Source organism: Paraburkholderia sp. WC7.3g (genome assembly GCF_050436345.1).
Classification (GTDB): Bacteria; Pseudomonadota; Gammaproteobacteria; order Burkholderiales; family Burkholderiaceae; genus Paraburkholderia; species Paraburkholderia podalyriae.
Genome location: NZ_JBNDMA010000002.1, coordinates 2,864,919 through 2,878,727 on the forward strand (window position 1 = coordinate 2,864,919; position 13,809 = coordinate 2,878,727).

Consider the following 13,809-nt stretch of genomic DNA (forward strand, 5'->3'; position numbering starts at 1 on the left):
ACGAGCAGGCGCCCCTCGTTACCCCTCTGCGGAGGTTAAGTTGATATGAGCAAAGTTGAGTCGCAATCTCCTACGCCTCCTACCGTCCTGGTTGACGACAGCACGGAGCACGTCCGCATCATCACCTTGAATCGTCCGGAGCGTATGAACTCCTTCGACGGTTCGACGCTCATCGCTTTCAAGTCCGCGATCGACGAGTGCGCAGAGGTCGAACGTGACGTCCGTGTCATCGTCATCCGTGGCGCAGGGAGGGCATTCTGTGCTGGCAATGATCTCAAATGGCTCGCGAGCGGTGTCATCAATGATGTAGCGGCACATATGGGCCACCAGGATCTGATGCAAGCGACGTTCGAAGCGCTGGAAGCGGCGCCCCAAATTGTGATCGCGTGCGTACACGGCTTTGCGCTCGCTGGAGGCTTCGAACTCGCACTGTCGTGCGACATCCTCATAGTCGATGAACAAGCAGAGATGGGCGACGAACACATCCGGCGCAACCTACTTCCAGGTGGCGGTGGGTCGCAGCGCTTGCCGCGCAAACTCGGCCTTTCTCGCGCGCTGTTCTACCTTCTCACAGGCCGGCGTATGACAGGCATCGAGGCGGAGCGGATCGGTCTGGCATCTCTCGCCGTGCCCGCCGAGAAACTGGAATACGAGACGATGCAAATTGCGACAGGAATGGCGCAAACTGATGCCCGAGCGCTGGCTTCCATGAAATCTGCCGCTCGCAGGGGCCTTGAACTTCCGCTGAAGGAAGCGTTATGGCTAGAGCGGTGGACCCAATACCGATATCGGATTGCGTCACCCGCGCTTGCTGACGGCGTGCAAATGTTTGCAACACGCGCGCGTAGCGAGCGCGAGTAATGATGCGACTTTTCCCGCCAGCGATATCCGCGCCCGAATCGTGTGTGGTGTTGTGCCGGACTTGAACTAACAGCAGTTAAACGATAACGTGCATGGTCCGTTTGATAATGGGCTGCGCCAAGGCATTGCACCTGCTCATAATCCATTGGAGATGACTTTTCAAGCGAGGGTTGACCAGTGAGATAGTCGCGCCCCAGCCAAGCAGAACGGTACCGTCCCATTAGCCCGCGGCGTCATCGCGCTGTAAATGAGACAAATCGACTTCCTGCACCTGGTTTTCTTGGCATAAAGGGACGTCCACGGTGCCAAAGCCGATTCCGCTTTGGCACGAAGAAGTCTTTGACGAGATCGGATTCCCACTAGCCGACTCCTACCGACAGGGATAGGAAGATCGCGATTTGCTCGACTGACAACCGGGCGCACGCTGCGCAACTACCGCGGCCTGAAGGTGTCGTTAAGGGAAAGGCCAGAACTCTACCTTTCGAATGAATTTATCGGATCCCGCAGATATTGCGTGTAATGCAGGCGACGTCATGGGGAGTGCGTTCCCAGATGTAACTCGCTTTTAAGGCGCACCCCAAGTTACATAAATCGGAGGAGACTATGAAACGGCAATCATTGCGTGTACTCGGCGCAGCTTCTATTGGAAACTTTGGCGAGCTTTATGACTTCGCTATTTTCGGCTTCTCTGTGCCTATCCTTGCAAGGTATTTTTTTCCTGGAACAGATCGAACAGCCGCATTGCTTAGCACTTTCGCTGTGTATGCCGTCGCCTTTTTTGCCCGTCCCATTGGCGGGATCCTCTTCGGCTATGTGGCGGACAGATTAGGCCGCGTGAAGGTCCTCACTTTCACCGTATGGTTGATGGCAGGTTCCACCATGATGATCGGGCTATTGCCGACTTATCAGAGCCTTGGTCTAGCCGCACCGGTATTGCTCGTCGTTTTCCGCATTGTTCAAGGCCTGGCAATCGGCGGTGAGACGTCGGCCAGCAACAGTTACGTGATCGAATCAGCGCCCGATGACCGCCGAGGCGCGTGGATTGGGCTAACCACGTTGTTTTCGTTTATGCCAAACGCGTTCGTCGCCGTCCTGCTGTTTGCGCTGCAAAGCGCTATTGGCGAAGCCGCATACAGTGACGGCATCTGGCGAATTCCTTTCCTTCTGGGCGGCTTGGTGGGCGTTGTTGGCTTTTGGCTCAGAAGCAGCCTCGATGATCCGGAGGAGTTCAAGCAAGCGTCCCAAAAAGCACGGTTCGATAATCCGCTGGTTGCTGCGACACGCTCGGGATTGAAGTGTATGCTGCATGTCGTTCTAGTGATGCCTGTCCTGGCGGTTGGCGCATACGTGCTACTGGGCTTCATGTACACCTTCTTGGTCAGGGAGGCGCATCTGAGACCGACGGTCGCGCTGTTATGCAATGCCGCCGCTATCATGGCCTCCGCAATCTGCCTTTATCTTTCCGGAAGGTGGAGCGATCGCGTCGGACGGAAAACTGTCTTGACGATCGGCGCCGCTTGCGTAGCTATAACTGCCTACCCGGCAGTGCTACTTTCCACTTCGGGCTCGACTCTCGGCACACTGATTGGCCAGATTGTGCTGGGCATCACGGTCGGCATCTATGGCGGAGCTGCATTTACAACGATGACGGAGTTGTTTCCAACGTCCTTTCGGACCACTGGGCATGCCATTTCCTACCAGTTAAGCGTGGCGGTTTTCGGAGGCACGGCGCCTTTCATAGCCGCCTGGCTCATAAGCGTTTCCGGCTACTCCACGGCCGTCGGTGTGTACCTTGCGATTATCGGAACTGCAGGATTGATTGCCGTCCAGTTCATTCCTGAGACAAGAGGAGTAAGTTTGCGGACGTCGGTAACCGCCAGTTTGGTTGCATCTAGTCCCCGTGCCTGAAAGTTGTCGTCGCCTATGTGGCGCAACGCGGCCGCTCCCTTTGGAAGACGGCAAAAGAACGCCATCTGCAGGGGTCGAAGGCCCCGCCCGGCAACATCGCGGCTAGAACCGCGATTCGAGCTTTCCAATTCGATATGCTCCGTCCTATACGTGCGGAGCGTCTATGGGCGGCCAATGGCTCGAGACACGTGTGCGACGGGGTTTGCCGCTGTCCGGCGTTCATGGAACACGGGAGTACGTCAGTCGAAAATCCGTCGGCCCCGACAATCACGCAGTATGTACCGGCGGTCCCGATGAAGCGCTTTGTGCAGCCACTGGTCGGGCGTCTGTCGCGCGAGCTGCACAAAGGAAGCGGTTTTCGCGGCGAAGAGCGGGCACGGCGATCAACGTTATCCATGCAGGCTTTGGTGCAAGGGCGCAGCCTGAATTCCCGGTCGACCTCAGACTATGCAACGAAGTTGCGGCGTGAATTGGGTCGGAGACGTCGGCGAACCGACGGATCCACATCGCGACTCAGCGAGACCGTGGGATCGGGCCCGCCACCGGTATGCTGATCTGTGCCTCAGCACGCGCATTCGCCGGCTGCGAATCGAAGCTTCGTAAATCACAAGTTGGCGCACAAGAATAAGCGCTTACACTTCGAGTCAGTCGGTGGCGTTTAACTGAGATTCAGTCTGTGGGATTGCAATGCACGTGCACGATTGCACACTGAAAGACCAGCCGCCCCGCCCTGCATCGCAGATCATTGTCTTCTACGGCGGCCTAGTATCGTTCGGCCGTGGACCCGTTGAAAGAGCTGCGCAAACCGAGTTCCGCGTACGCTGCGCTGATGTAATCCAGTGCAACTTGCTTGTCAGTCCCGCCTGGCCTAATGAGCGAAATCATTCCTGCGCGCCGGCGAATAGCAAGCAGTAGTCGCGCCGAATGTCATTCGTGATTGGATCAACACGAGTACCAATATGAACCGAGTAATGGATAGCGATCTTCAGGACCCGAGCAAAGTACCCGACGTGCTGGCAGTCGTCAATGACCCGCGAAGCGTCTACACGGCCATCGAAACGCGTTTTTGCTGCCGAGCCTTCCTGCCGAAATCGGTGGAACGTGCGACGATCGAGCGCATCTTGCGTGCGTGCAGTTGGTCGCCATCCGGTTCGAACACCCAGCCGTGGAAAGTTTACGTCGTGCAAGGCGCGAGCCGCGATGCACTCGTAAGCAAAGTGTGCGCCGCCCACGACGCATTACGCGACGACCCTTCGCTCGCGTCGGTCTACCGGGAAGACTACCCCTACTATCCGTCTGAGTGGAAGTCGCCGTATATCGAGCGGCGACGCGCGACAGGGTTTGGACTTTACGACGCGCTGGGCATCCGCAAGGGCGACCGAGACAGGATGCATGCTCAACTCCAGCGGAACTACAAATTCTTCGACGCTCCTGTTGGCATCTTCTTCACCAACGAAAAGGCGATGGCGCAGGGGGCGCTCGTCGATACGGCCATGTTCGTGCAAAGCGTGATGATCGCGGCGCGCGGCGAGGGGCTGCACACTTGCGTGCAGGCGGCATGGAATCCGTTCTCGTCAATAGTTCTGCCGCACATCGGTGCAACCGAAGAGCGGCTGGTCTGCACCCTTTCGCTCGGCTACGCTGACGCGGGTGCAGTCGTCAACGAGTATCGTCCCCAGCGCGAGGATCCAAGCGTCTTTACGCGCTGGCTTGAGAATTGACATTTGCCAAGGCCATGACAACCGAATTATCGCCTGCGCCTTATAAGGTCATCGGCTTGCGTGGAGAGAACTCGATCATCGTCGTGTGACCCGTCATCAGTGCGGGTGCGAGCGCACCTTCTAAAGCGGTTCACCCGCTTTCTGAGCACCGCCGCACTTCGAGTGTGGTCTCGGGCAGCCGCCTGCCACTTGCCGCCTGCGTCGGAGTCAGCCTCGACATCGCCGTGTATATTAGCTAATTGTCTCAATTGCGGAAGCACGCTAGATTGGATGACAACTGAGCCAGTCGAGATTCCCTTGAATCAATATCGTAGCCTGCAAAACCTAAGCGCGATTATCCGGCCCGGCGATACTGTGCTATGGGGACAAGCGCACGCTGAACCGGTAACGCTCATTCGCGCGCTCGTCCAGCAACGAGCAGCATTCGGACGGCTTAGATTGTTTATTGGCATCGGCGTAGCGGGAATCCTCCAGCCGGAACATGCCGATGCCTTTGACTTCCTTTCCTACTGTGGGACGGGTGAAAACCGCAAGCTCGCCGAGGCCGGAGTGCTGGATTTTTTGCCGGTGCACTACTCGCAATTGCCGCGCATGATTTGCAGCGGTCAGTTACATGCCGACGTCGTGTTTCTCCAAGTTTCGAAACCGGATGCTTTGGGGCGCTACAGCTTAGGGCTGGCCCGCGAATATGTCTCCGAAGCCGTCCGTCACGCGAGAAGCATCGTTGGCGAGGTGCATCCAGATGTCCCGTGGACTTACGGCGGTCCTTATCTGCGCGATCACGACTTCGCGTTGCTTGTCGACTCAACCTCGCCGCTTCCGATCAGTGCGAGACCGCTTCCCAATCCCGTCGAGACAGAGATAGGTCGACATGTCGCCGGTCTCATCGAAGACGGAGCCACATTGCAGACAGGTATCGGGTCCATCCAGGATGCAGTCCTCACACATCTCAAAGATCATCGCGAGCTGGGGGTCCATTCTGGAAGCATTGGCGAGGGAATCGCTTGCCTTTGCGAAGCGGGCGTCGTGACCAACTCTTGCAAAAGCATCGACGCCGGCCTGACCATTGGTGGGACCTTAATAGGCGGGGCGCCTCTCCACCGCTTCGCACACTTGAATTCATCGCTTGAGTTACGTGGAACGGAATACACGCACGATCCGTCGGTGCTGGCCGGTATTGAACGCTTCGTCGCGATCAACTCAGCCATCGAAGTAGATGTAACTGGCCAGGTTAACGCTGAAGTGGCAGGCGGGAGTTACGTCGGCGGCGTCGGAGGCATTGGCGACTTCCTGCGCGCGGCGCAAACCAGTCGCGGCGGCGTGCCTATCATTGCGCTACCCTCGGCCGCCGGCATACGCAGCGGCGTCGTGGCATCACTTTCTGGACCGGTGACTGTACCCCGCAGCGACGCATGCGTGATCGTGACGGAGCACGGGATCGCTGATCTCCGCGGTTTGTCAATCGCCCAGCGCATTCCTCGCATGCTCGCCATCGCGGATCCCCTTCATCGTGAGGCGTTGGAACGCGAGGTCCACGCGCTCATGAAGCACGCCTGAACAGCAGCAGTGCCTCCGCTGAACTCAGTTCCTTCAACGGGAAAAGTAAGCTGTCAGGCGTCGACGCCTTTCCGGCCAAGGGTTGAAGTAGCAACGAATACGTCGACTAATCTGGTGCGCCGACTCCGGAACGGAGGCCACGTTGGACTCGCTCAGGATGCCGACACGGGCTAACGCCGGACGAGGCTGCGAAGCTGATTTCTGACTGCAACCTCTCGCTATTGTCTCCGACCGTCAGCAAGAGTTGAGGCGCCGATTCGTATCCGATGCAGTTGCGTGCGGTCAGTCCGCGGGCGCGCTCACCAACCAGCCCCGAGACATGACGTCCAGATCTGCGAGCCATCGTGCGGCTCTGGAGCGTAGCTACAGGCGTGGCGCCATATACATGCTCCGATAGGGATTAACGCTCATGGTAAGCGAGAGGTTCTCAGCGGAAACTACGTTGCATAGGATCCGGCGGTACGACGGGGCGGTATTATCAGGTGTTCTCGCTGATCGTTATCTGGGCAATGAATTCCTTTAACAGACTGCATTTCATTCGGCAGGTCGATTTGTTCACTTTGCGGCTGTTTTTGTCCGCAGTGGAGGAACGTCAGATTGGCTTGGCCGCAATCCGTGAAAATATTGCTGCCTCGGCCGCGACGAAGCGAATCCAGGATTTAGAAGAGATTGCAGGCATCAAACTGCTCGAGCGCGGTCCAAAGGGTGTCGTACCAAGTCCCGCAGGACAAGTCCTCGTGGACTACATTCGCACTGTCTTCTCCAAGTTCGATGACATGAGAGCGGAGATGACCGCATTCAGCGAAGGCGTGCGCGGCACCGTGACTATCGCTTCCGCTCGATCGATCATTGCACCTTTCCTGGCGCGGGAGCTGGGCGAATTCGCACGTGAGTTTCCGCTCGTCGATCTCATCGTAAATGAGGTAGAAAATAGCGAAATCCCGAAGGCTGTGGCGCAAGGCGAAGCCGACATCGGCGTTTTCGCCGCTGCGCCTGGCCTGGACCTAGATGGGCTTGCTGTCGTCCCTTACCGCAAAGACCGCATGGTTGCAGTTGTGCCCGGCGGACATCACCTTGCACAACGGAAAAGCATCTCGTTTGAAGACTTGTTGCCCGAGAACATCATTGTCGCCGGCGCCATGCTCAGTGCTTTTCGTGAGGCGGCAAAACGGCTCGGACGCGAGTTAAATATTAAATATAGCGTACAGAGCGCGGGCGTGGCAATGAGCCTCGCACAGGCCGGTCTTGGTGTTACCGTGCAGCCTGAGTGCCTGCTGGACATCAAGTTATTCAGTGAAGTCGCAGCGGTGAACTTCACGGAGCCTTGGGCCAATCGCTCGATAGATATCGCGACCGCTGGGAGCCGCTCACTGGGGCCAGCGGTGCGTATGTTGCTAAAGCAGTTGCTCGATCGCCCGCCTGAGACGCCCTCCATCGTTAGCATAATTCGGTGATGAACAAGCGCTGGCGTACGGGCGGTCGGCCAATGGCGCCGGGCAAACTGGCGCGGTTACGATCCGCGAACAGCATAAACGGTTCGTTGTTCGCGCCGCAGCCCCTGCAAGGCTGACCACATGCATTGAACCGTGCTTCGCCGGAGTCACGCCTGCCGACTTGACTCCGGGCGGCGCCCGGTATGACCGTCGCCGCGGCCGGCTCGAATGTAACAGTTACATACTCTTGGCGACAGCAGGCGCGTGCCGCAGCGCCGACTCCACTTGCGCCTGAAACGCGTCCTTGTCTCGCGCGTCCTCGCGAATCATCTCGGCTCCCTTCTCGCCGATCATCATGGCAGGCGCGCTCGTATTCCCTGCCGTAATCTGCGGCATCACAGAGGCGTCGATGACACGGAGTCGATTGACCCCCCGAACGCGCAGCCGCGCGTCCACTACGGCCATCTGGTCATTCCCCATCTTGCAGGTGCCCACCTGATGCCAAGCGCAATTGCCGTGAGCGCGGAGATGATCGATCAGTTGCTCGTCCGTCACGGCTCCGGCGCCCGGTACCGTCTCCCGGACGATGCGCGTGGCCAAGGGCTCGGTGGCGAGAATGCGGCGCAGCATCCGCATTCCTATCACCATGCGCTGCACGTCGTCATTGTCGCCCAGATAGTTCGGATGGAATTGTGGTGCCTGCAGCGGGTCAGCGGAGGCAAGCTCTACATATCCGCTTGATCGGGGAAGCAGCAGCACCACGACGCCACTCAGACCCGGGAATTTGTCGATCATCACCTCGCCGGAGGAGGGGTGAAAATTGAAGGTCATGGGTCGCAGCACGAGTTGCAGATCGGGCTGGGGTGAGTCCGGCGAGCTTCGCACGTACGCGCTTGCCGGCGACATGCCCAGCGCCAGATAGCCGCCCCGCGTCATCAGATAGCGCAACCCGTGCCAGTACTTGCGCAAGCCGTGCAGGCTGCTGTTGTACGAACTCTCCGGAGTGCACTGCAAGAGTTGCGGGGCGAAGAAGTGATCCTGCAGGTTGCGCCCGACGCCCGGCAGATGGTGCAGCGTGGTGATGCCGAAACGTTGCAGCATGTTGCCGTCGCCGATCCCGGACAGCATCAGCAGGTGCGGCGAGTTCAGGGCGCCCGCCGAGACGATCACCTCGCGCGCCGCATGAATCACGCGACGTTGGCCTCCTTCCAACACTTCCACCCCGGTTGCGTCTCGGCCCTCGAACACGATCCGCATCACGTGGATCCCACTGCGCACGTGCAGGTTCGGCCGGTGTCGCACCGGAGCGATGAACGCGTCGTAGCTGCTGTGCCGGCGCCCGTCGCGGATGGTGAATTGCTGGTAGCCGACGCCCTCGTGCGGCGGCCCGTTCAGGTCCGCCGCACGGGGGATGCCGGCCCGGGCCGCCGCCTCGACGAAGTCGTCGGTCGTGGGGTGCTGGAGGACAGGATCGGACACGCACATGGGTCCTTCCGCTCCATGGAATGGACTGGCGCCACGCGTATTCGACTCGGAGCGCAGAAAATACGGCAGAACTTCAGACCAACTCCAGCCAGGATTGCCCTTGGCCGCCCACTCGTCGAAGTCCCGCGGGTGCCCTCGCATGTACACCATCCCGTTGATGGCGCTCGTGCCGCCGAGAACTTTGCCGCGCGGCCAGTACACTTTTCGCCGCTGCATTGAACGAATCGGCTCAGTGAAGTACCGCCAGTTGAACCGGCTGTCGTGGAACAGCTTTCCCACGCCCGCTGGAGTCTTCACCCAGAAAGAATTTGCGGCGGGCCCTGCCTCCAGCAGTAGTACACGGATATCCTTGTCCTCGGATAAGCGGCTCGCGACCACGCACCCCGCGGAGCCCGCGCCGATGACGATATAGTCGTATGTCTCCAATCTATCCTCCTCACCCTGTCCGCTTCTTCAAGCGTCAAGGTTGATCATCACCGTCTTGATTTCCGTATAGGCCTCGATGCCGGGCCATCCGCCTTCGCGACCGAGGCCGGAACCCTTGAAGCCGCCCACCGGTGAACTGGGAACCACGCCGTACCCGTTGATGCCCATGATCCCGGTCCGAACTGCCCGGGCGACCTTGAAGGCGCGCGAGATGTCCTTCGTGTACACGGTCCCTGCCAAACCGAAGCCGGAATCGTTGGCGAGCGCGATCGCATCCTCCTCGGTGTCGAACGGTATGGCGCTCAGAACCGGCCCGAAGATCTCTTCCTGGGCGATGCGCGTGCGGTTGTTAACGTCGGCGAACAGCGCGGGCTCAACCCAGTTGCCCGCCGAGAGCTCGCCTCCGGAACGCGTTCCGCCAAACACAAGCCGGGCGCCGTCCGCACGGCCCGAGTCCACGTACTCCAACACGCGCCGCGTCTGCTTCTCGCTAATCAGAGCCGCGGAAGTGGTGTCCATCGAGAACGGGTCTCCCCGACGGATCGTTTTCACCTGGCGCGCGGCGGCATCGAGAAACCGGTCATACACCGATCGATGCACGAGCGCCCGCGAGGTTGTCGAACAGACCTGCCCCGAAAGGAAGGTCGACGACAGACCCATGACGTGGGTTCCTGCAGCTTCCACGTCGCAGTCAGGAAACACAATGGCCGCACTCTTCCCCCCCAACTCCATCGTTGTCCGCTTCATGTTCTGGCCACTGCGCGAGAGGATGTACGCGCCGACTGCATTGCTGCCGGTAAAGGCGATCTTGTCAACGCGGGTATCCTCCACGATCGCGCGACCGGTCCCGCCTCCTCCCATGACCACGTTCAAAACGCCAGGCGGAAGGTCGACTTCCTCAATGAGTTGCGTCATACGCAGCGCGCAGAGGCCAGCGAGCTCGGACGGTTTGAGCACCACCGTGCAGCCGGCCGCGAGCGCCGGCGCGACCTTCATGGCGAACATCATGATGGGCGCGTTCCAAGGGATAATCGCCCCCACGACGCCCACCGGCTCGCGGAAGCTCATGAACTGCATATTCGAGTGGAAATCCGGGTACGTCTCGCCGTTGATCTTGTCGATCCAGCCTCCGTAGTGGTCGAAGATGTCCACGGCATTACGTGCGGACACACGCCCATTGAGGCTGTAGGCGATCGGCATGCCGTTGTCCAGCGTCTGCAGCCAGCTGAGTTCGTCGGCATGGCGCTCGATGACGTCCACAATGCGGCGGAACAACTGCTTGCGGTCGCGCGCTTTCATACGGGACCAGGGACCCTGGTCGAACGCCCGCCGCGCGGCCTGCACCGCGACACCCACCGTTTCAGCATCAGTCTCAGGCAATTCCGCCGTCACCTCGTTGGTCGCAGGATGACGCTGGACATAGCGTTCTGACACCCCCTCATTCGTCCAGCGACCGTCGACGTAATTCATCAACGGCGGCAAGGTCATGTCGTTGCGTCGCCCGAGGATGCTTAGCATGGCTTGGCCTCCATGATGATGGTCTTGGACTCCAGGAACGCAGCGAGGCCCTCAGGCCCGCCCTCCCGGCCGATACCGGACTGCTTGAAACCACCGAAGCCGACGGAAAAATCGGTGCGCGACGCATTGTGACCCACCGATCCGGCGCGGATCTGCCGGGCCACTTGCATCGCCAAGTGCGAGTCGTCAGTGAACACTGCGGCGTTCAGGCCGTAAATGGTGTCGTTGGCGATCTGGACGGCATGCGCTGTGTCGTCCGCCGGAATGACGCATAGCACCGGACCGAAGATCTCCTCCTGGGCAATCGTCGAACGGTTGTCCACGTTCGCGAAGACGGTCGGTTCGAAGAAGAAGCCCCTTTCCTTGTTGGCCGGGCGCTTGCCTCCCGTGACGAGAGTCGCGCCTTCGGATGTGCCTTTGGCCACGTACCGTTCGACCGTTTCCCGCTGCCGTGCAGTTGCCAACGGACCGGCTGTGGAGGCCGCATCGAACGGATCACCCAGCACCATGTTCCGCGCGACTTCAGCCAGCGCCTCTGTCATCGCGTCGTGCTTCGCGCGCGGAACGATCACGCGCGTCAGGCTGTGACAAACCTGCCCGGATAGGTAACCGAAGAAGGACGCGCCTATCGTCTTTGCTGCCACCTCGACGTCGTAGTCGTCGAGCACGAGCGCGGGCGACTTGCCTCCCAGCTCCAGCGTCACCCGGGCGATCCGATCCGCGGCCACCGCAGCGATCCGGCGGCCGGCCGCAGTTGATCCGGTGAAGGTGATCTTGTCGACTCCGGGGTTTCGGACCAATTCCTCGGAGACCGCGCGATCCGCCGTCAGGACGTTGACGACGCCCGGCGGAAAGCCGACCTCTTCACACATTTGCGCGAACAGATAGGCGGAGCATGGCGCCTCGGGAGAGGACTTGATGATGACCGTACACCCTGCGAGGAGCGCCGGCGCCACCTTGTACGCCATGAGACCGGCCGGGCCGTTCCACGGGATGATCGCGACGACCACGCCCGCCGGCTCGTGAACCCGGTAAGCCGCATTGCCGGTGGCCGATGTGCAGGGCTCCGTGAACGCGAACGTCGATGCCATGGCGGTGTACTGCCGGAAGGCGCCGCTTAGGAAGACGCCGATGCGCGGCTGCGCGACCCGATAAACGATGCCAGATTCGATGGACCACACGCGCGCATATTCGTCATTCATTGCCTCGAAACGCTGCGCGAGCTTCTCGAGATAGGCGGCACGTTCCAGGACAGTCATCCGAGGCCAAGGGCCGCTGTCGAATGCTTTCCGTGCGGCCTGCACAGCGCGTGCGACGTCGCCGGACCCCGCTTCCGCGACGCTCGCAACGACCTGTTCCGTGCTGCAATCGAGCACGTCGAAGCTCGCAGACAGGGACGGCTGGATCCACTCGCCTCCGATGAAGAGGCGGTGCGGATGCTGCAGTTGGATGGTTCTTTCGCTCATCAGGGAATCCTCGGTAAATGGTTGAAAAGGGCCGCCCGGATTACGAGCCCAGGAACTGAGCCGGTAGTTGCCGGCTGCTGATCCCGCGTTGTCGTTTCCATACCAGCGGTGAGAGGCAAGGTCGATGAATTTGACATTCTGCCGTCCGCCGGTGAGCGCCAGATGCTTCCCATCGAACGCGCTTTGATATTGCCCCCACTGTGTTGCCGGCATACGTTAGCCGCAGGCGCATGGGTTCAGAAAAAGCGAAAGAACCTCGCCGGACATGCGCGCGAAGGGCAAGATTTTTTTCCACCGTCGAAGGGTAAGTTCGGGAGTCTCAGTAGCAGCCGATGCTTGCGCCCAAGGCGCCGAAATCGGATGCCGCGGCGGTCCCGATCCGTTCACTGCCGGCTTTGGCGAGCGCGACAAGGGTGAAGAGGATGACGACGGCAGTTGTTGGCAGTGGGATCACGGGTGTCTCCTTTTTTGTGAGAACCATTGAATCACTGAATGCAGCTTATTTTCAAAACCTTCGCCCAAATATTCCGTACAACGGAACCAGGCGTGTCGCGGGCCGTCCGCGCGTGGCCCGGGAGAGCCGCAACGATATGTGCTGCGTCGACGGCTTCCTGACTTATTGAACCTAGCCACAGCAGAAACGACCGAAGGAACAATCTGCTTTCACGAGGGATTGCGAGAAGTGACCTATCCCGTTTCTCGTACCCCAAAAACCCCCGCTCGTTTGTAGCACCGAGTTCGGAGACATGACACGGTTCCACCCGGATTCGACAGCAGCTTTGGCATTCCAAGATTAACGACGTTTATCAGCGATTCGCCTCACTTGCCCGTGTCAGTCAGACTGACGTCTCGGCCACGTTGCCTCTCGGGGCTTCCACGCAGCGCCCCCGCGACGCTGCGGACCTTCGGACTCCTTGTCGGAACGGCTTCGCACATCACCATTGCCAGTAGGGCATGCGACCCTAGCCGTAACAGCCGCCTCACAGGGGCTCAGCTACAGCGATAGAACAAACTCACGGTTGGACAATGGTGTTAGCGGGCATGCACTGCACCCAACCACCGAGCCTGATGCTTCGCCTGCTCCATCTTCAAAGTACGGAACACCTTCCGAGGTCCTATTGCCTGGTCGAAGGCAACTCTATCCAATGGCGAAAAATCAATCAGATATGGAGACGCTCTATGTTCATCGGCAACATCAGCAGACTGCTCGCTTTTCGCACGCTACGCGCAAATGCGTTCCACGTCCCAAGGAAAGTAACCATTCCTTTGGCGATCGTCAGGAATGCTATTTCGATAGTTCTGTGACGACATATAAGTTCGACCATCGACACAGCCAAGCGTGCAATGGCCCGCCCCGAGTGGTCTGAAGATTCGCTTCAACTGGTTCTTTTGCAATGCAAGTATCACTTGCCAACAATGATGAACGGAGGCCGT

9 protein-coding genes are annotated in these 13,809 nt (G+C 59.5%); 5 read left to right on the forward strand and 4 right to left on the reverse strand.

Translation table 11 applies throughout. The features are described from left to right. Nucleotides 1-45: 45 nt before the first annotated feature. The 5 genes from OKW43_RS24545 to OKW43_RS24565 all read left to right on the forward strand — a co-directional run bounded on the left by OKW43_RS24545 (nucleotide 46) and on the right by OKW43_RS24565 (nucleotide 7,501). The gene (locus OKW43_RS24545) at nucleotides 46-861 is read left to right on the forward strand and encodes an enoyl-CoA hydratase/isomerase family protein (protein WP_187633096.1); all 816 of its coding nucleotides are present in this window, start codon (nucleotides 46-48) and stop codon (nucleotides 859-861) included. 603 nt (nucleotides 862-1,464) lie between these two features. Beyond that, nucleotides 1,465-2,769 (forward strand): MFS transporter, encoded by a 1,305-nt coding sequence (locus OKW43_RS24550; protein WP_184057120.1) that lies wholly within the window; start codon nucleotides 1,465-1,467, stop codon nucleotides 2,767-2,769. Between the two features lie 971 nt (nucleotides 2,770-3,740). Continuing rightward, nucleotides 3,741-4,490: a nitroreductase gene (locus OKW43_RS24555; protein WP_184057122.1), complete on the forward strand. Its 750-nt coding sequence runs from the start codon at nucleotides 3,741-3,743 to the stop codon at nucleotides 4,488-4,490. Nucleotides 4,491-4,760: 270 nt separating this feature from the next. Then, on the forward strand, nucleotides 4,761-6,047 hold the full coding sequence (locus tag OKW43_RS24560) for an acetyl-CoA hydrolase/transferase family protein (protein WP_187633097.1): 1,287 nt from the start codon (nucleotides 4,761-4,763) through the stop codon (nucleotides 6,045-6,047). A gap of 509 nt (nucleotides 6,048-6,556) precedes the next feature. Beyond that, entirely contained in the window at nucleotides 6,557-7,501 is a 945-nt protein-coding gene (locus tag OKW43_RS24565; RefSeq protein ID WP_184057386.1) for a LysR family transcriptional regulator, read from the forward strand. A gap of 216 nt (nucleotides 7,502-7,717) precedes the next feature. On the opposite strand, the gene OKW43_RS24570 is transcribed toward OKW43_RS24565, so the two are convergent. The 4 genes from OKW43_RS24570 to OKW43_RS24585 form a co-directional block, all read right to left on the reverse strand. Next, nucleotides 7,718-9,391, reverse strand: a complete 1,674-nt coding sequence (locus OKW43_RS24570; protein ID WP_184057126.1) for a GMC family oxidoreductase — start codon at nucleotides 9,389-9,391, stop codon at nucleotides 7,718-7,720. Between the two features lie 27 nt (nucleotides 9,392-9,418). After that, nucleotides 9,419-10,909: an aldehyde dehydrogenase family protein gene (locus OKW43_RS24575; protein WP_184057128.1), complete on the reverse strand. Its 1,491-nt coding sequence runs from the start codon at nucleotides 10,907-10,909 to the stop codon at nucleotides 9,419-9,421. Beyond that, on the reverse strand, nucleotides 10,903-12,588 hold the full coding sequence (locus OKW43_RS24580) for an aldehyde dehydrogenase (RefSeq protein WP_311734714.1): 1,686 nt from the start codon (nucleotides 12,586-12,588) through the stop codon (nucleotides 10,903-10,905). The genes OKW43_RS24575 and OKW43_RS24580 overlap by 7 nt, the downstream gene beginning before the upstream one ends. 106 nt (nucleotides 12,589-12,694) lie before the next feature. After that, nucleotides 12,695-12,829, reverse strand: coding sequence for a hypothetical protein (locus OKW43_RS24585; RefSeq protein ID WP_260320969.1), 135 nt, complete (start codon nucleotides 12,827-12,829; stop codon nucleotides 12,695-12,697). Nucleotides 12,830-13,809: the final 980 nt, after the last annotated feature.

What these genes read in the sequence shown, in the direction of transcription:
- OKW43_RS24545 (WP_187633096.1), top strand. Translation starts at nt 46, where the DNA reads ATGAGCAAAGTTGAGTCGCAATCTCCTACGCCTCCTACCGTCCTGGTT.
- OKW43_RS24550 (WP_184057120.1), top strand. Translation starts at nt 1,465, where the DNA reads ATGAAACGGCAATCATTGCGTGTACTCGGCGCAGCTTCTATTGGAAAC.
- OKW43_RS24555 (WP_184057122.1), top strand. Translation starts at nt 3,741, where the DNA reads ATGGATAGCGATCTTCAGGACCCGAGCAAAGTACCCGACGTGCTGGCA.
- OKW43_RS24560 (WP_187633097.1), top strand. Translation starts at nt 4,761, where the DNA reads ATGACAACTGAGCCAGTCGAGATTCCCTTGAATCAATATCGTAGCCTG.
- OKW43_RS24565 (WP_184057386.1), top strand. Translation starts at nt 6,557, where the DNA reads ATGAATTCCTTTAACAGACTGCATTTCATTCGGCAGGTCGATTTGTTC.
- OKW43_RS24575 (WP_184057128.1), bottom strand. Translation starts at nt 10,909, where the DNA reads ATGCTAAGCATCCTCGGGCGACGCAACGACATGACCTTGCCGCCGTTG.
- OKW43_RS24580 (WP_311734714.1), bottom strand. Translation starts at nt 12,588, where the DNA reads ATGCCGGCAACACAGTGGGGGCAATATCAAAGCGCGTTCGATGGGAAG.